This is a genomic window from Bacillus sp. 522_BSPC, from assembly GCF_001076885.1.
GTDB classification, from domain to species: Bacteria; Bacillota; Bacilli; order Bacillales; family Cytobacillaceae; genus Niallia; species Niallia hominis.
Genome location: NZ_JVDT01000254.1, coordinates 1 through 17,814, shown reverse-complemented (window position 1 = coordinate 17,814; position 17,814 = coordinate 1). Strand labels below are relative to the sequence as shown.

At 34.3% G+C, this 17,814-nt stretch carries 18 protein-coding genes; 3 read left to right on the top strand and 15 right to left on the bottom strand.

Annotated features, from left to right (window positions below; genetic code table 11):
- Positions 1 to 40: 40 nt before the first annotated feature.
- From holA to ADJ83_RS21155, 4 genes are all read right to left on the bottom strand, one after another.
- Positions 41 to 1,063: a DNA polymerase III subunit delta gene (gene holA, locus ADJ83_RS21170; protein WP_031536580.1), complete on the bottom strand. Its 1,023-nt coding sequence runs from the start codon at positions 1,061 to 1,063 to the stop codon at positions 41 to 43.
- 633 nt (positions 1,064 to 1,696) lie between these two features.
- Positions 1,697 to 4,027, bottom strand: coding sequence for a DNA internalization-related competence protein ComEC/Rec2 (locus tag ADJ83_RS21165; RefSeq protein WP_031536579.1), 2,331 nt, complete (start codon positions 4,025 to 4,027; stop codon positions 1,697 to 1,699).
- 46 nt (positions 4,028 to 4,073) lie between these two features.
- Positions 4,074 to 4,652 carry a ComE operon protein 2 gene (locus ADJ83_RS21160; RefSeq protein WP_031536578.1) on the bottom strand — a complete coding sequence of 193 codons (579 nt, stop codon included), beginning with the start codon at positions 4,650 to 4,652 and terminating at the stop codon, positions 4,074 to 4,076.
- 152 nt (positions 4,653 to 4,804) lie between these two features.
- Positions 4,805 to 5,443 (bottom strand): helix-hairpin-helix domain-containing protein, encoded by a 639-nt coding sequence (locus ADJ83_RS21155; RefSeq protein ID WP_031536577.1) that lies wholly within the window; start codon positions 5,441 to 5,443, stop codon positions 4,805 to 4,807.
- Between the two features lie 88 nt (positions 5,444 to 5,531).
- Here ADJ83_RS21155 and comER point away from each other — a divergent pair, with 88 nt between their 5' ends.
- On the top strand, positions 5,532 to 6,365 hold the full coding sequence (gene comER / locus ADJ83_RS21150) for a late competence protein ComER (RefSeq protein WP_031536575.1): 834 nt from the start codon (positions 5,532 to 5,534) through the stop codon (positions 6,363 to 6,365).
- A gap of 159 nt (positions 6,366 to 6,524) precedes the next feature.
- Here comER and ADJ83_RS21145 read toward each other — a convergent pair whose 3' ends face one another.
- From ADJ83_RS21145 to ADJ83_RS21110, 8 genes are read right to left on the bottom strand one after another with little or no spacing between them, the layout of a single operon-like run.
- Entirely contained in the window at positions 6,525 to 7,271 is a 747-nt protein-coding gene (locus ADJ83_RS21145) for a class I SAM-dependent methyltransferase (protein ID WP_031536574.1), read from the bottom strand.
- Complete coding sequence (gene rsfS, locus ADJ83_RS21140) at positions 7,268 to 7,624, bottom strand: ribosome silencing factor (RefSeq protein ID WP_031536573.1); 357 nt, start codon at positions 7,622 to 7,624, stop codon at positions 7,268 to 7,270. The genes ADJ83_RS21145 and rsfS overlap by 4 nt, the downstream gene beginning before the upstream one ends.
- Before the next feature lie 4 nt (positions 7,625 to 7,628).
- Entirely contained in the window at positions 7,629 to 8,195 is a 567-nt protein-coding gene (gene yqeK / locus ADJ83_RS21135) for a bis(5'-nucleosyl)-tetraphosphatase (symmetrical) YqeK (RefSeq protein WP_031536572.1), read from the bottom strand.
- Positions 8,185 to 8,754, bottom strand: coding sequence for a nicotinate-nucleotide adenylyltransferase (locus ADJ83_RS21130; protein ID WP_031536571.1), 570 nt, complete (start codon positions 8,752 to 8,754; stop codon positions 8,185 to 8,187). The genes yqeK and ADJ83_RS21130 overlap by 11 nt, the downstream gene beginning before the upstream one ends.
- A 22-nt stretch (positions 8,755 to 8,776) precedes the next feature.
- Positions 8,777 to 9,070, bottom strand: a complete 294-nt coding sequence (yhbY, locus tag ADJ83_RS21125) for a ribosome assembly RNA-binding protein YhbY (protein ID WP_016202941.1) — start codon at positions 9,068 to 9,070, stop codon at positions 8,777 to 8,779.
- A complete protein-coding gene (aroE, locus tag ADJ83_RS21120; RefSeq protein ID WP_031536570.1) occupies positions 9,064 to 9,903 on the bottom strand; it encodes a shikimate dehydrogenase in 840 nt (279 codons plus the stop codon). The genes yhbY and aroE overlap by 7 nt, the downstream gene beginning before the upstream one ends.
- A gap of 36 nt (positions 9,904 to 9,939) precedes the next feature.
- Positions 9,940 to 11,043 carry a ribosome biogenesis GTPase YqeH gene (gene yqeH / locus ADJ83_RS21115; RefSeq protein WP_031536569.1) on the bottom strand — a complete coding sequence of 368 codons (1,104 nt, stop codon included), beginning with the start codon at positions 11,041 to 11,043 and terminating at the stop codon, positions 9,940 to 9,942.
- Between the two features lie 3 nt (positions 11,044 to 11,046).
- Positions 11,047 to 11,562: a YqeG family HAD IIIA-type phosphatase gene (locus ADJ83_RS21110; RefSeq protein ID WP_031536568.1), complete on the bottom strand. Its 516-nt coding sequence runs from the start codon at positions 11,560 to 11,562 to the stop codon at positions 11,047 to 11,049.
- A 600-nt stretch (positions 11,563 to 12,162) separates the two neighbouring features.
- On the opposite strand from ADJ83_RS21110, the gene ADJ83_RS21105 reads away from it, so the two are divergent.
- Positions 12,163 to 12,303 (top strand): sporulation histidine kinase inhibitor Sda, encoded by a 141-nt coding sequence (locus ADJ83_RS21105; protein ID WP_048719030.1) that lies wholly within the window; start codon positions 12,163 to 12,165, stop codon positions 12,301 to 12,303.
- Between the two features lie 197 nt (positions 12,304 to 12,500).
- On the opposite strand, the gene ADJ83_RS21100 is transcribed toward ADJ83_RS21105, so the two are convergent.
- A complete protein-coding gene (locus ADJ83_RS21100) occupies positions 12,501 to 13,292 on the bottom strand; it encodes a phosphatidylserine decarboxylase (protein ID WP_031536567.1) in 792 nt (263 codons plus the stop codon).
- 122 nt (positions 13,293 to 13,414) lie between these two features.
- Between ADJ83_RS21100 and pssA the strand changes: the two genes are divergently transcribed.
- On the top strand, positions 13,415 to 13,954 hold the full coding sequence (gene pssA / locus ADJ83_RS21095) for a CDP-diacylglycerol--serine O-phosphatidyltransferase (protein WP_031536566.1): 540 nt from the start codon (positions 13,415 to 13,417) through the stop codon (positions 13,952 to 13,954).
- A 126-nt stretch (positions 13,955 to 14,080) separates the two neighbouring features.
- Here pssA and ADJ83_RS21090 read toward each other — a convergent pair whose 3' ends face one another.
- Positions 14,081 to 15,865, bottom strand: coding sequence for a M3 family oligoendopeptidase (locus ADJ83_RS21090; protein WP_031536565.1), 1,785 nt, complete (start codon positions 15,863 to 15,865; stop codon positions 14,081 to 14,083).
- Between the two features lie 430 nt (positions 15,866 to 16,295).
- The gene (locus ADJ83_RS21080; RefSeq protein WP_048717475.1) at positions 16,296 to 17,642 is read right to left on the bottom strand and encodes an ISLre2 family transposase; all 1,347 of its coding nucleotides are present in this window, start codon (positions 17,640 to 17,642) and stop codon (positions 16,296 to 16,298) included.
- Positions 17,643 to 17,814: the final 172 nt, after the last annotated feature.

Genomic DNA, 17,814 nt, shown 5'->3' with positions numbered 1-17,814 from the left:
TTTTCATCCTACTGTTTTTGTCACTATAAATTCCGCTCTCCTACATTCCATGTCCTAATTGAAATAAAATCATTTCTATCACCATATTTTTTGGCATGGATCCTGTTTTTAACTGATAATCGCCTTCTGCAAATAGTTGGATGCATTTTGTTAATTCCTCTTCTGTAAAACGCTGAGCTTGTCCTGCGGCTAGTTTCACTCGGAATGGATGGACTTTTAAAACAGAGGCAATTTGCTGTTGCCCATATCCTTTTTGAGCTAGTGCCTTTACTTGATAGATTAAGCGAAATTGATTTGCAATAATCGAAAGTATTTTTAATGGCTCTTCATTTTGCTTTAATAAATCATAATAAATCCGTAAGGCTTCATCCATTTTTTTAGAGATTACTTTATCGACAAGGCTAAAGATATTTTGCTCCAATGATTTCGCCACTAATTCCTCGACAATTTCCTTCGTTATTAATTTTGAATCTTGTACATATAAAGCCATTTTATCAATCTCAGATGTTAAAAGGGATAAATTTGTTCCCGCAAGACTTAGGATCATATCCAATCCATCTTCATTTATTTCAACCTGATTATATGCTGCACGCTGCTTGAGCCATTTCTTCAATTCTTGCTCATTTAATTTTTTGGCTTCCAAAATAGACGCTGCTGTTTTTAACTGTTTTGTTATTTTTTTCCTTTCATCTAACTTTTCGTAACTAGCGATAAATATCATTGTAGTAAACGGTGAAGGCTGTTTCAAATATTCCTCCAATTTCTTTACATTATGCTCTACCTTTGACTTTGTTTTTTCAGCCGTAAGGAAGAATGGATTATTTAAAACAATCACTTTTCTATCGCCAAAAAAAGGAATTGTTTCTGCATCCTCTATCGCTAATTCTACCGGAGTTTCCTCCAAATCATATGTAGATAAATTAAAATCCTCATCTTCCTCATTTAATAAAGATTGCAACAATAAATATTTCGTTTCGTTTATTAGAAAAGACTCTAGTCCGTATAATAAATAGACAAAAGAAAAATCTTTGCGTTTAATTTTTTTCCATAATTCTTCGATCATTTCTTCTCCCCATTCCCTAAATAACTCTTTAGCATAAACCATTACTAAACCATTATTATATACGAAACTCCTATTTGTTGTCCTCTTTTTCAAAAATTAGCTCATTTATTAACAGAAAGAAGGTCCTCGAGAAAACTCCTCTCTTGCTTAAGAAATTTCTTCAAAAAAGCTTGCTTGCTTTTCCAAAGAGTCACTAGTAGCAAAAAAAGGGATTCAGAGAAACCTTCCTTCAATCTATAATGAACGTTACATATCAAGGCCTAGGATACTTCATATGTAACGGTGCACTTGTATTATTAATAGTGTGCTCGAATGGCTTTAATCTATTTGTGTCAAGTCTTGACAGCTTAGGAAATGCAAAACAAGTCATTTTTTATAAGTATTTTTTGTTCACAGGTAAGAAAGTAGAAACGTTCTAAAGTCCATTTGCTATCTAGCATATGCTGGCTAACAAATTTCAGGTCTCCTTTTGCGTAAGCAGACACAAAAAAGCTATCGCACTTTGTGTTTCCTTAATCTAGTCGCAGCGCTTAGGTGTTTTGGCGATGTGCAAAGAGCTTAAGCATATCTTACAGTGGGATAGGTATTAGAGTGACATTGTTTATTGATTTAGCCATTCTCATTTGCTATATTCTATGGAATTTGCAATTGAAACGTTCCACCTTTTTCGGAAAAATAAAAAGAAATTCCCCCATTTTCATCTGTTCTAAATACTTTGACTTTACTTTCTTTTAAAGTAGAAAGCACTTCTTGACTTGGATGGTTATAACTATTATTTTCCCCAACTGATATAATAGCAATTTTCGGTTTAAGCTGCTCAATAAATTCACTAGTAGAAGAAGTTTTGCTTCCATGATGGCCCACCTTTAAAATATCTATATCCTTTAAAAGCGGATAGTTAAGCATTAACGCTTCTTCTCCTTCCTTTTCTAGATCACCTGTAAATAACCATGTTCTATTGGCAACCTTTGCATAAATTACAATCGAACCATTATTCTTCGTTAAATCCTCTGTCTCAAAAGGAGCTAAAACTAAAAAAGCATCCTTCCCAGTAGTCCATTTTTCCCCTGCTTGAATAAAGTGAATCGGAATTTTTTTCTGCTTTGCTAACGATAATAGTCTTTCTTTTTCTATCGAAGATTCTTCCGTTACATTTGGATACATTATTTCTTTTACATTTAATTGCTCTATTACAGCTGTACTTCCTCCAATATGGTCTAAATCACCGTGTGTCAATATTAGTTTATCAATCGTAGATATCCCTTTACTTTTCAAAAAAGGAACTACTGTTTTTGCACCTACTTCAAAAGGATCTTTTCGTTTTTGCCATTCCTCCATAGGAAAAGTTACCGTCCCACCAGTATCAATTAAATAAGTCCCCTTATTATATGGCAATTGAATGAGAATACTGTCACCTTGGCCTACATCAATAAAAGTAATTTCGCCTTTTGCTGAATAAACATTGTCAATGTATTGAAAACTAATAATCAATATAGGGATAATATAGAGCCAATTCCTCGATTTCTTTGGCATAATTTCATACAAAAAAAAGAAAATCGGTAAACTGACAATATAAGCGCCAAGCAAAACAGAAGATGGTCTTCCGAGAACAAGCGTACTAAAAGGATAGCTAGCAAGCTTTAATACCAGTTTATCTGAAAACATTAACATAAGATCCAAAGGAAAAGAAAAAAAGGATAATATTTGTGGAAATAGAAAAGAGAGAATATAAAGGCTAATTAAATACGGCAAAACAATAATTGTATAAAAGGGGATATAAATAAGATTCGCTACTAAAGATAGAGTAGGAATTTCATAAAAATAATACAATATAACAGGAATTACTGCATATTCGGAAATAAAAGTAGTAAAGAAATACATTTTGACGGTTGAGGTATGATAAGACCTAATTAGAGTGGAAGAAAGGATGAGGAAAAAACAAACAATAAAGGCTAACAAAAAACCAATATTAAAAAGATTCCGTGGGTCGATAATTAAGCATAAACAAAAGACTACACTGATTATATCAATCATCGGCAAGCCAGAAAAAATTCGAAATTTATTTTTGGCCAATAGTACCATGGAGGTCAAAACAGCTCTAACTACCGATGGACTTATTCCTGTCAATACAGCATAAACGGGCAAGAGTAGTAAAAGAATTGTGCTAGCCCTTTCTTTCGTAATTCCAGCTCGGATCATCACAAAATAAAGTATCCCTATTAATACGACAACATGGGAGCCAGAAATAGCTAGTAGATGGATAATTCCTAAACGCTGATACGCAATTTGGAGGTTTTCGTCCATCATTCCTCGTTCGCCAAAAATAAGCGCTTCTGCAATAGGTACGGTTGTTTCTGAAAAATGTTCAGCAATCCAGATAGTCCCTTTTTCTCTCAGCTGCTTTAATGAAAAGAGGAGATTACTTTCTTCCTTACAGTTTGTTAAATTTAAATCCTGTGTTGCAAGTAACCAATAAATTGAATCATTTTTAAGAAACTGTCTATAATCAAACCCATTCTCGTTTCTTTGCGAAGCGGGAAGCGATAATGACCCCTGTAGCATACAAGTTTTCCCAATCACTCGCTCACTTTCTAAAAAATTTTTTTCTTTTTCTGTATTCATTTTGTAGGAAACGATTAATTTTTCTTTCGTTTGTTTATCACGCCCAACGGTCCTCCACCTATCCCCGTCTATATCAGCTGACTCTAGGAAAGTAATGATAAAAGAAGAATCATCTTCGCTTATCTCCGAGTGGTTTCCTATATTGTCATAACTACCCCTCACAAGAAAAAGGAGAAAGAAACAAATGAGAAAACCACTTAATCCTAATGTGATTTTTTTAGCCAAATAAAGCCATAGGATAAAAAGAATATATAATAGATAAAAAAATAATGTTTGAGAAAAAGAGCATAAAATACCAAAAAATGCCGAAATGGCGAAGAATAGAAATCTAGTTTGAAACATAAATCGCTCCTATCTACTGCTGTAGATCGGAAAAGGAAAAGAATTATCAAATAGACGTCTTTGCTGTAGGGATAATAGAAAATAATTCTTCTGCTCTTTTTTCCAACGTTTCCACATTAACAGTATCCGTATTATTTTCCTTTAATTGCTTAACAAGTGCTTCCACTAAAGCCTTTTTCTCTTCTTTTTTATCAAAATCATTTCTCTCCACTTGTACTGTTGCAATATTAGCCTGTTCAAACAGCTCAAGTGCATACGGATGATTTTTATAATCTATTGCATAATACACTGTCTTAATCCCTGCTTGTACAATCGCCTTGCAGCATTGGAGACAAGGAAAATGAGTGACATATATATCTGCCCCATCTGTAGGAACACCAAATTTTGCACATTGTAAAATCGCATTCATCTCTGCATGAATGGTTCGTACACAATGATTATCAATGACATAGCAACCTTCGTCTATACAATGAACTCCACCAGCTATGCTACCATTATATCCACCAGCAATAATACGCTTATCTCGTACGATAGTCGCTCCAACTGCTAATCTTGTACATGTGCTTCTTAATGCTAATAATTCACTTTGTGCCATAAAATACTCATCCCATGAAATTCTATCCAATTCCCATTCACTCCCATTAATTATCAAAGTTATGCAATGCAATAATCTAATTCTTCATTTAGTTTATCGAGAAGTATGTTGTGAGTCAATTATGAAAAGGAAGCTAAGCCATGGACATAACTCACCTAAATTTTCTGTAAAACATTTGTCTTTCACTTTATGGTAATGAATGCTTCTAATTTCTCATATGTTTTCTCGCCAATTCCACTTATGTTTTTGATATCCTCTTTTGTAGAGAAACCTCCATTTTGTTCACGATATTCAATGATTGCAGCTGCTTTGGAAGGTCCCACCCCTGGCAATTCAGTTAATTCTGTTTCACTAGCCTTATTTATATTTATTAATTCCTCATCTGAGGATAGGCTCGTCTGGTTTCCAGATTCGCTAATAATAGAATCTTCTTCCCCTATATATGGAACATAGATAATCATCTCATCTGTCACCTTCATCGCTAAATTCACCCCATTTTTTTCTCCTTTATCCAACATCCCTCCTGCTTTTTTTATGATATCATTCACTCGGTCTCCTTCCGTTGCTTCATAAACTCCCGGGTTTTTAACTGCGCCTTTTACATCTACAATCAGCAATTTATCTTGTAATCCCTCTTCCACACTATTACCATCTATCGCTGTTTCCTCCACACTGCTACCTGCAAATAAATCATCTTGCTGAATATAGTCTTCTTCCTCATTAGGTTGCATAAGGATAGGAGAATAATGATAAAGCACAAGAAAGAGTAAACAACCTAAAACAATAAAAATGAATTTTCTATTTTTTCGAAGCCAGTCCATGATAACTAATCATCCTTTCAGGTATATTTTTTATCTTTGCTTCATATCGTTATATGAGAAACCGCTCATTATAGGGGGGGAAGGAAAAATGAAAATTGGAATGATTGGTACAGGTAATATGGGGAAAATATTAATAGAAGCGATGATTGATGGAAATGCTATTTCCCCCGAAGACGTATTTATTTTTAATCGAACACTTTCCAAAGCATTAGAAATTAAGGAAAATTATCCAAACATAAATATATGCTCTAATGCTATTGAAATAGCAAAAGAAGCAGATCTTATTTTTTTATGTGTAAAGCCTCATGATATGTATGGTGTCTCTAAAAACATTTCTCCTGTTTTAACAAAGGATAAATGTGTCGTTTCCATTACAAGTCCAATTAGCCCTGACCAGCTTGAAACTTTCTTTAATTGCTCTGTTGCGCGGATAATTCCAAGCATAACAAATAGAGCATTAGCAGGCGTATCTTTGTTCTCTTTTGGAAGGAATTGTACAGAAGCTTGGAAAAATCAGCTGGAGAATTTCTATAAAAAGTTTTCGACTCCGTTAGAAATTGAAGATAATATTACGAGGGTAGCCTCTGATATAGTAAGTTGCGGACCAGCATTTTTTTGTTATCTTACTAGGAAGTTTATCGAAGGTGCGGTGGATGAAACGGAAATTGATTTAGAAACAGCAACTAAATTAGCTAGTGAAATGCTTATTGGGTTGGGAGAATTATTAAAGAAAGGTTATTATACTTTACCTACCTTACAGGAAAAAGTAAGTGTAAAGGGTGGTATCACTGGCGAAGGAATAAACGTATTAGAACGTCAACTAGGAGATACTTTTAACCAGTTATTTCAGGCAACACATGCAAAATATGAGGATGATCAGCTATCCCTTAAAAATCTTGTTTCAGGGCATAAAAATAGTTAATGCTAATAAAACATTCTATAAGACTAACGTAAATTCCTTCTTTCCATTTAAATTTTTTTATCCGCCTTTAAGATTTTCCAATCGGACATAAGAAAATGGAAATGATCCCTCTATGGAACATTTCCATTTTCTAATAATTATTTCAACTTAGATACTCTCTCACTTTTTCTTACAATAAAAGAAAATTCTTTCTGCATGATCCTCTATTGGACCATCAGAAAAATCTGCTTCTACTTTTAGAATAGCAAAACCAGTTTGCTCAAGCCATTCTCTATACTGTTCAACCGAATAGGTTCGTTGAAGATGGAGTTCATCGTAGCGAAAATACATATCTGTTTTTTCGTCAAGTTGAAAAAAGCTTAAATCATGCTCAACACTATTTGGATAGTCACCTTCGTAGCACTGCCAAATAAGGCTTACGTCCTCATCGTTGACAGCATAGGTTTGATTAATAAATAAATGATTCATTTTATACAAAGAATGAACATCGAATATAAATAGACCTCTTTCATCCAAATGTTCATAAACACTGTTAAATGTATTAACCACTTCTTCTTCTGTTTGTAAATAATTGATGGAATCACAGCATATACAAACAAGATCAAAAACAGGTAAACCTTCTAACTGAGACATATCTTGTTCAAGATAAAAAATCGATTCTCCTGCTTCCATCGTTTTTGCCTGGGCAACACTCAGCATATCCTCTGATAAATCAACACCAGTTACTTGAAAACCAGCCTGTGATAATCTAATCGCTAATTCGCCTGTTCCACATGCTAAATCTAGAAGGTTTGCTCCATCAACTTTATAATCGCTTGCTGCTTTTTTTATAAGCTCAATCCACTTATCGTATGGAACATCATTCATCAGTCGATCATAAAGATAGGCAAACTGCTCATAACTCATTGACTAATCACGCTTTCAATGTTTTCAACTGGCGCGTCTCCCCAAAGGCGTTCTAAATTATAATAAGTTCTTTCATCCCGGTGGAAAACATGAACGATAATATCACCTAAGTCAACTAAAATCCACTTTGCTTCATTATACCCTTCAAATCGTTTAACCGTGATGCCAAGCTCGCTAGCTTTATCTTTAATTTCATTTGCAATTGCTTGTACTTGCTTGTCTGAATTACCATGACAAATAACAAAATAATCTGCGACTAGAGAAATACCTTTCATATTTAGTGCAACAATATTTTCTGCTCTTTTCGCATCTGCTGCTTTTACTGCCGTCCATAATAACGTACGTTCATCCATTCAATCAACCTCCATGTTTTATACAATAACTATTATATGTTTCAAAACTCAAAGGAAATACTGCTCTATTATTCCGGATGAGAAACATGATCGTGTTTTTTACTGCTTGTAAAAATGCACGTTCAAAATCCAGTTCTGCTAATTCTCTTACTTCATCAACACCAGGAAAAGCTCTACCTGGTTCCATATAATCAGCCAAGTATACTATTTTTTCTAGCATACTCATTTCTGGTCTCCCCGAAGTATGGTATCTAATAGCATCTAGTATTTCCCTATCGTTAATTCCTACTTCTTTCTCTACTAGAAAAGCGCCAACTGGAGCATGCCAAAGTTCAGAATGAAACAATAAAAGATTAGGATCCATATTTTGCTCTAGGATAATCTGTTTCATTTCATCCTTCTGTCGGAATTTAGCGTAATCGTGAAAAATCGCTGCCATTTCTGCCTTTTCGACATTTCCGCCATATTTAGTCGCTAACTTAATAGCTGTTTCCATTACACCAATTGTGTGAATATAACGTTTTTCCGTTATCTGCTCTTTCACTATTTGTAATGCTTCCTCACGCTTCATATAATCGATTCTCCTCAATATATCTCTTTACTGCATCTCTTACTAAAAATGAAATGGTTTCTCCAGCTTTAACCCTTTCACGAATTAAGCTAGAGGAAATATTAATATCAGGAACCTTTACATACTGAACAGGATAATCTGTTTCAAGTTCATATTTAGGACGGTTTACACTAATGAATTGTACCATTTTCAAAAGCTCTTGAATTTTATACCATTTAGGCAGATATTCTACCATATCTGCTCCAATTATAAAATAGAAATCAATATCTGGATAAGCTTCTTCTAATAGCTTCATTGTATCGAAGGTATATGATTTTCCTTCTCTATCCATTTCAATTGTTTGGATTCGAAAAGAAGTGTGTGCCTCTATCGATAACTGTACCATGTCCACTCGATGAGCATTCGTTACGTCCCCTGATTTCATTTTATGTGGAGGTTCTTGGTTTGGCATAAACCATATTTCATCTAATTTTTTTGCATGTAGCACTTCATTCGCAATGATTAGATGACCAATATGAGGGGGATCAAACGTTCCTCCTAATATCCCTACTTTTTTCAAAAATATCGCCTCTTCTGCGGAATTAAGATGGTAAATTAATCGTTTTATTTTCTTTAGACTCTTTATATAACACGATTGTATTGCCAATAATTTGAACTAGCTCACTTTTCGTGCCATTCACTAATTCACTTGCAACGGTATCTTTATCTTCATCGCAATTTTGTAAAATGCTTATTTTCAATAATTCTCTTACTTCTAATGCTTCACTTATTTGCTTAATCATATTATCATTTACGCCACCTTTTCCTACTTGGAATATAGGACTTAAATGGTGTGCCTTTGCTCGTAAAAATCTTTTCTGCTTACCTCTTAACATGTTAATCCTCCTAATTGTGTCAAAACATTTTGCCTCATTCTAGTTGTATCTGGAAATACCCCTTGCCATTTTTCAAAAGCTAGGGCTCCTTGATATACAAACATATCAATCCCGTTTTGAGTTATTGCGCCTTTGGCTTTGGCATCCTTTAATATTTTTGTTTCCAATGGATTATAGATTATATCACTTACAAACGCACCCTCCATCACATTGCTCATTTGAATGGGAGAAGCATCTATTTTTGGTGACATTCCGATAGAAGTTGTTTGTATAATAAGACCATATTCTCCAAGCGTTTTTTCCGCTAGCGCAATTTCCATTATATTTGTTTTTACTGGATAAGGACATGCCTCTTTTAAGGCTTTTGCCTTTGAAATGGTACGATTGCAAATATCGACTTGTTCTACTCCATAATGAGCAAGAGTAAAATAAATACCCCTTGCAGCCCCACCACTTCCAATAATTAAGGTTCTTCGCTGTTTTATATCAGGAAGCTGCTTTAAAAGACCTTTTAGATATCCTTCTCCATCTGTATTATACCCAATCCATCGACCATTTTCACAAACTACAGTATTTACAGCACCAATAGCTTTACTCAACGGATCCAGTTCATCCAAAAAGGGAATAATAGCTTGTTTATGTGGTACGGTAACATTAAAGCCTGCCATGTTCATGTCCCTTAATTCACTTAAACCACTTTGCAGGAAATCCTTTTTTATATGTATCTTTTTCATCTCAGCATCTAATCCATAAAACTGAAAAAGATCATTGTGCATAATAGGTGACATGGAATGTTCGATTGGATCGCCAATTACTGCAAAATTCTTCCTCATACCGCTCTCCCTTTTCCCTTATGACATTTCTAATCCTTATATCAATGATTTACGAAGCATGGCATGAACCCCTTTTGGAACGTAAACAGATACTTGAATATTTGGTTCATTAACTGTAATCCAGCCTAAGCCCGAAAATACAATATCCGTCTTTGGCTCTTTTATGGAGAAATCGTGTCTTACTAATTCGGGAAATTCATCCATCTGTTCTCTGTTTGGAGGAGTTAATAACTCACCAGCATGCTTTTTATATAATTCATCTGCATTCTCCAATTTTGTTCGATGAATCATTATCTCGTTAGAAAAATAACAAACAAAGCTATTACGATCCCCTTTAACAAAATCAAATCGAGCTAGTCCACCAAAGTAAAGTGTTTGTCTGTCGTTTAATTGAAATATTCTCGCTTTGATTTCCTTCTTTGGAGTAATAACTTTTAAATCCTTTTTGTCAACAAAATGGGCCATTTGATGATGATTGATGATTCCCGGAGTATCCACTAAAAATTTCCCATCTGATAAAGGAATCTCAATGATATCTAGTGTCGTACCTGGAAAATGGGAAGTAGTGATTACATTTTCTTCTCCTGAAACCTCTTTAAGAATTCGATTAATAAATGTTGATTTCCCTACGTTTGTACAGCCAACTACATAAACATTTTTTCCATTACGGTGATAATCAATTGCTTCTAAGACTTCCTTTACATTCTTCCCTCTTTCAGCACTAACAAGATACACATCTTCAGGTCTTAATCCTAAATCTTTCGCTTCTTTTTTCATCCAATTAATGACTTTCTGCTGTTTCACTGATTTAGGTAGAAGATCGACTTTATTTCCAATTAATAAAACCTTATTTTTCCCGGTAAAACGATGCAGACCAGGTAGCCAGCTTCCATTAAAATCAAATATATCTACTAATTTAACAATCAGACTATCGCTTTTGCCAATCTCATTTAATATCTTTAAAAAGTCATCATCTGTTAATGAAACATCCTGTACTTCATTATAATGTTTTAAACGGAAACATCTTTGACAAATTACCTCTTGTTTCACCAGTGAAGAAGAAGGGGCATATCCTAATTCATTTTTATTATCCGTTTGAATGGCAACTCCACAGCCAATACAATGTATTCTTTCTGTCACTTATTAATCCTCCCAAGTCAATTTTCCGTTTCTACGAAACCAATTTAAAATTCTTCTTTCAATTTTCCGATTAATTCTTGTCATAAAACCATCTGTTTGTGCAACAGGAACTACTAAAATAGTATGAAACCCACTTCTATTTCCACCAAGAACATCTGTTAATATTTGGTCTCCGATTACTACTGTCTCTTCTTTTTTTACATTCATTTGCATTACTGCTCTTTTAAATGCTCGACCAAGTGGTTTGCGCGCAGCAAAAATAAAAGGAATATGCAATGGATCTGAAAATGACTTAACCCTCGTCTCCTTATTATTAGAAACAATTGTTACTTTAATATTATTTCTTTTCATTTCTGCAAACCATTCAATAATTTGCGGTGTTGCAAGCGGGCGATCCCATTCTACTAACGTATTATCTAAATCAGTGATAATCCCTTTAATTCCTTTTTCTTTTAAGCTTTCGGGTGAAATCTCAAATATATTTTTTACAAACTGATCAGGTAAAAATTGATTAAACACTTAAAATACACCTCTTGTCTCTTTTATATCTATGTTTTTACCAATATATATGCTTCTCTTTTTATGGTAACCATTTTTCACGGTAGAAGAAAGTAATATTATACCGTTTTTCTTCTTAAAGAAGATACAATATCTATTCTTTTTTTGATAATAATAAAATAATTTTCGACAAAAATCGCATTTTTCAACATATGTGGATAACATTATGCACATAATACCCATTGATTTACACGCCGTCTACATACTTCTCAACAAATTAATCACAGGTTATCCACTTATGATTGTGGATAACCGAACAGTTGTTCTCTATGTTTATTTTTGTTAAAGTAAGGATACAGAATAATATCCAGTAAACTTCCAAGGCTAACTTCCCGGAAATGACAAAATGTATCTTAAATGACTATTGTTGGACAAGCAATTATTACTATCAAAAAAAACTATGTCAAATTTATACGCACAGTATGTATGGTGCCCATTTTCAAAGGACTACTTTCATCTTAATAGAATAACAAAAAAATTTTTTCGGCATCACAGGTAATACATATTTATATGTTACTAGAAAGAAGTACTTATTTTGATTTGAGTGGAGGTGTTTCTGGCATGCGTAAATTGTCAGATGAATTATTGATCGAGTCTTACCATAAAGCTAGGGAACTTAATTTAAGCCCTGAATTTATTCGTCTCATCGAAACAGAAATTCACCGACGTTCTTTAAACAACAAGATAAAAGTTTCCTCTTGATTAAGTGACAAAGAATAATGATAAAACTATATATACACTTTAAAACAGCCCTTTCATTTAGGCTGTTTTTTTATTTACGCTACATAAAAGTTACTATATCTATATAAAATACAAAATGGCAGCAGAAAACACCTTACTTTGGTAACAAAGAAAAAGCAAAGTGACTCATACTTAGCCATTAATTTTGAAAGATTAGTCTATACTTTTTTTCTCATTTCGCCAATAACCTCTCCTATTTTAACCGGATATGGCATAGAAGGAAAGTCTTTCTGTATAAAAGTATTTTTTTCAAATAGTAAAACAACTGTAGAACCGAAAGAAAAATAAGCCATTTCCTCTCCTTGTACTAAGTGCTCTTTATGATGACTTAGTATAATCGAGTTAATAAACATCGCTCCAACTTTTACCATACAAATGCCAGTTCCTTCTTCGGTCTTAATTTCAGTTATAGACCGATAATTCCGAGATAGAGTTGATTTCCCCCACTTTAAGCCATATTTATTAACAGGATACGATTTATTTCCAAGAGTCCAACGTTTTATCACTATACCTGTTGCAGGACAATGAATTCGATGATAATGACTTGGACTTAAATAAAAAATAAGATAAGTTCCTCCAACATATTTTTTAACTATTTTTTCGTCTCCAAGCATATCATAAATAGAATACGTTTTTCCTTTCACGATAATGGATTGATCGCTCTTTACTTTTCCAATATCTTCAATCACTGCATCAACAGGACTAATGATCTCTCCTGCAACGGCATCTATTTTTCGACTATTAGCTTTTAATTTTCTAATAAAGAATTCATGTAATGAACGGTATTCATTTAACTGTTTTTCCATTTCACCTATATTTATTTGATATACCTTTGCAAAGGAAGGAATCATATAACGGCTCCATTTAGAATAGGCAAATTTCTTAATTAAAGCGGAGCTCCATCTTCCATTCGTTAGTTCGATACAATGGCGATATACTCTTTCTTTCAACGAAGCAATCCTCCAATAAATAAAATTTTTCTTTACGAATATTCATATACTACATTAAAATTATATATGATTATATTAAAAATAGTTGTATGAAATTCATTTCATACTGGGAGTGAATATAAATGTTTTTACATGAAGTCTTAGAACAAACGATGAAGAAGATTAAAACACAATTAGCTAATGTATTAACTTTAACAAATATTTCTTTAGGTGCTTTGGCAATTATTTATAGTTTAAAGGGACATCTACAATTAAGTCTATTATTAATTTTTATTGCAGCATTAGCAGATCGCCTGGATGGAATGACAGCAAGAAAATTTAATATTGAATCAGAACTAGGCAAACAGCTTGATTCGATGAGTGATATTATTTCATTTGGACTAGCGCCAGCACTATTAGTATATCAAGGAGTTCTATTTGAATTTGGAGCACCAGGATCATTTTTTACAGTCCTTTATATTGTGTGTGGAGCTTTTCGCTTAGCTAGATTTAATATAACAGAAAGTCATGGTTATTTTACAGGCTTACCAATAACAGCTGCTGGTTGTATCCTGACCTTTAGCTGTCTATGGCTCGCATATCTGCCACTTCATATTTATTTATTCCTCATGCTAATCCTTTCTGTATTAATGATTGGAAATTTTAGATGGAGAAAAATTTAACTACACTTACAACGCATTATTTTATTTTAAAAAAAAACTAGGACCTCATAAAGTAGCTATAACCAAGCTAGATTTATGAGGTCTCTTTATTTTGAAAATGCTTATTCTGATTTGCTTAGATCAAATTCATTCATTTGTTAGCTCCAAAAATTCTTCTACATCATTTATACAAAGCTGAATAGCACTGTTCCAAAAATCTTCTTTTGTTAAATCAACTTGTAAATGTTTATAAGCCAGTTCTTCTACTGTCATACTTGCTGTATCCCTTAATAGTGAAATATACTTATCCTCATAACCTTTTCCTTCCTCTAATGCTTTTGCATAGATCCCAAGAGAAAATAGAAAACCAAATGTATAAGGAAAATTATAAAAAGGTACCCCTGTTATAAAGAAGTGTAATTTTGAAGCCCAGAAAGAAGGATGATATTCGGATAGAGCATCTCCATATGCTTCTTTTTGCGCAGCCAACATTAGTGTGTTTAGTTGCTCCTTAGAAACTTGTCCGTTTTGTCTTTCTTCATAATATTTTGTTTCGAATAGAAAACGAGCATGAATATTCATTAATAATGCAATAGAACGCTGTATTTTATCTTCAAGTAATACTAGCTTTTCTTCTTCCGTGGACGCAGCTTTCACAGCCGCATCTGAAACAATCATCTCTGCAAATGTAGAGGCTGTTTCTGCAACATTCATTGCATAATTCCTATTTAATGTATGCATATCTCTCATCGCAAAAGTATGAAAACCATGACCTAGCTCATGGGCTAAGGTTGAGACATTTGATGGAGTACCAGAATATGTCATAAAGATGCGTGATTGGGCACTTTCTGGAAAATAAGTATGGAATCCTCCAGGTCGTTTTCCTTTTCGATCTTCTGCTTCAATCCATCTATCTTCAAATGCCTTTTTTGCAAAAATAGCCATCTCTGTTCCGAATTGTTCAAAGTGCTTAATAATAAAGTCAGCACCCTCCTGATAAGACATTTTTGTTTCTACCTTACCTAGCGGTGCATCCAGATCATACCAACTCAGCTTTTCTAACCCTAACAGTTTTGCTTTTCTTTCCAAGAACTGCACAAAAGGCTGTTTCTTTTTAGAAATGGCACTCCACATTGCTTGCAGTGTTTTTTCTTGCATGCGATTCATGTCTAACGGTTCTTTTAGAAAGTTATTCCACCCTCTCATTCCATAAACATTTAATCGAAATCCAGCTAAATGGTTTAATGTTTTTGCGAGAACTTCTCCATGAGCATCCCATGCCTTTTCCCATTCTGAAAACACCCTTTTACGAACCGAACGATCTGGACTAGAAAATTTATTTGCAGCTTGTCCAATAGATAGTTTTTCCTCTTGAAAAGGAATCTGGATTTTTCCAACAATCGTATCATACATTTGGCCCCAACCATAATATCCATCAACACTTAGTTTATTTATAAGCGTTTCTTCTGCTTCAGATAATTTCTCATTAGCTGCAGTTCTTCTTTCTGACAGGACAAAATAAAGTTGTTCTAATTCATTTCCTTTGAATAAGGAATCCCATTCCATGTCACTATATAAGGATAATTTCCCGTCCAGAATAGTTAATACATTTTGAAAGGTTGCACTTAATTCGGTTACTCTCCCTCTTAATGCGCTCGCCTCTTTATCCTCCATATTTTGTGCCTCTAAACAACTTACGAAGGCACCTGCCTGTCTTACTTTTTTTACAACAATTTCAAATTGTTCCACAATTTGTTGCAAAGCATCGCCGTCCATCGCTTCTTTCAATGGCTCAAATTTATGTACATATGATGATAATTTAGCTATTTCATCCATTGATATCGCTAAGTGCTCTCTAAACTTGGGAGAATGGCTTCCTCCAGGAAATAATCCATCTAAATCCCATGTTTCTTGATAGGCTATTCTACTCATTATTCTATTAGCTCCTTTCTTAGTAACTACTATGCTATTATAGTTCGAATATCGGAATATTTCCATTCTTTCTTAAGAATCGTTTGAGTCAAGTATTTGTGGGAGAAATTTTTTATCGTCGGAATTTCTCTCTTTTTCAGTGTGTTTGCTATCTCTATTGTTAACGCTTTCTATACTTACTCTATTTATAGTCAGGCTGTTTTCGTAAAATTTTTTGGGATCAATAGACCGTTCCTTTCCGCTACAGGCACTTGCTTTCCGCGGGGAGGAAGTCGAGCCTCCTCGCCGTTCCGGCTGTGGGGTCTCGACCTTTCCTCTATGTCCCGCAGGAGTCAAGTGCCTTTCGCTCCAATCCACTCTGCGTTTTCTATGTTGTTAAAATCCATAACCTTTTAGAATACAGTTTACAGTTAAACGTCGACAATCCTTTTTAAAATCCTTGTAATGCTTTTAACGCATGATATAGTGGCTTTCCTGTTGTTTGACTCAAATAGGCAATGTTTTGTCTTGTTGCCTGTCCTGCTGTTTTGGTTAGTTTTTCACGGTAGTATTTTGGTTTTATATGATTTGATTCCTTCTCTTCCAATCGTTTCGTCATTGTTCCGATCAGTGTTTTAATATCTAATCCATCTTTTAAGCCAACCATGAATCGAATAAATGCATCTATTCCTTTTTCACTCCATGCCCTTCCGTTTTTCAGACGCTTGGCAAACACACTCATGGTTCCTTCTGCGCTGCCCATCGGACGCATATCACTCGTATCTATTCCTTGTTCCTGTAACCAAATTCTATAGTCTCCAAGTGCCTCGGGATATGGAGAAAGCTGGTTAATTAATGCTTCTAATCGTTCTTCTTTTTTCTCTGTATCCAGGGTCGCCACTGCACTATTTAACTCTACTAATAATCCCTCTCCATCATACTTAGCTAGCTTTTTTCGTATCGCTTTATATCTAGGATGTTCTTTAAAAATACGTTGGATTTCTCGAGCTACGTGGAATCTGTCTATCGTGAAAAAAGCTTTCTTTTGAAAATACTCTCTGCACGCAGTTATCCAACTAGCTCCGTCCCCATTGATAGCTAAAAGATGAGTAGTTGGATCGTAATGATACGTATCCATTAAAAATTGTTCTAACTCTTCCCAGAAAGGTGCTTCTGCTTTATGAATAAAATGCCGTTTTCCCACAAGACTGGCTCTCTTTCCATTCATAGACCAACCTTCATGGATAGCTGCGATCTTTTCTTCTCGTCCGCGCTTCTTACCACCTTGCCGTTTAATAAATAAGCCATCTACTTCGATAAATAATACCTTTCTTTTTGGTTCGATTGGCAAGCTCGGTACAACTTCTGTTTGTAATAAATGTTGACGAATCGCTTCATGACTAGCTACAGAGTATCCAAGTAATTTTTCTAACGTAGAAGATGCATGTCTGTATGATGGCCCAGTAACCGCCAATTCCATCGCCATTTCTTCCACAACTGGACTAAATCCTTTACCGCCCTCAAACTGTAAATATTGATCTAATAAATAGACATATTTGTTGCCGATACGATCCCAATAGTAATTTCGCTTAATTGAAACAGATCCAAATAAGGTGTCCATCTGAATCGCTCTCTTATCTTTGAGTTGATATCTTCCTTTATCTCGTTGTTCAGCTATTTCTCTGTCATACCCAGTTAACAGCTCCTCGAGAACTTCCGAAAAAGTTTCCTGTAATGTTTTAAATAAATCACTTTCTATTTCTTTTAATGTAGGTAGTTTTATGGTATTTTGTTTCATAGGGACTTTCTCCTTTTGTATGTTTTGTCCGCAAACACTACTATACAAAAAGAAAGTCCCTTTTTCTTTATTTTTGCTCATACTACCGCGCTTGCGTTTGGTTGGCGGTCTAACGACCACCAACCAAACCAGAGGGTAAATTATTTTCTACCCACAAACATTTTACTCATAC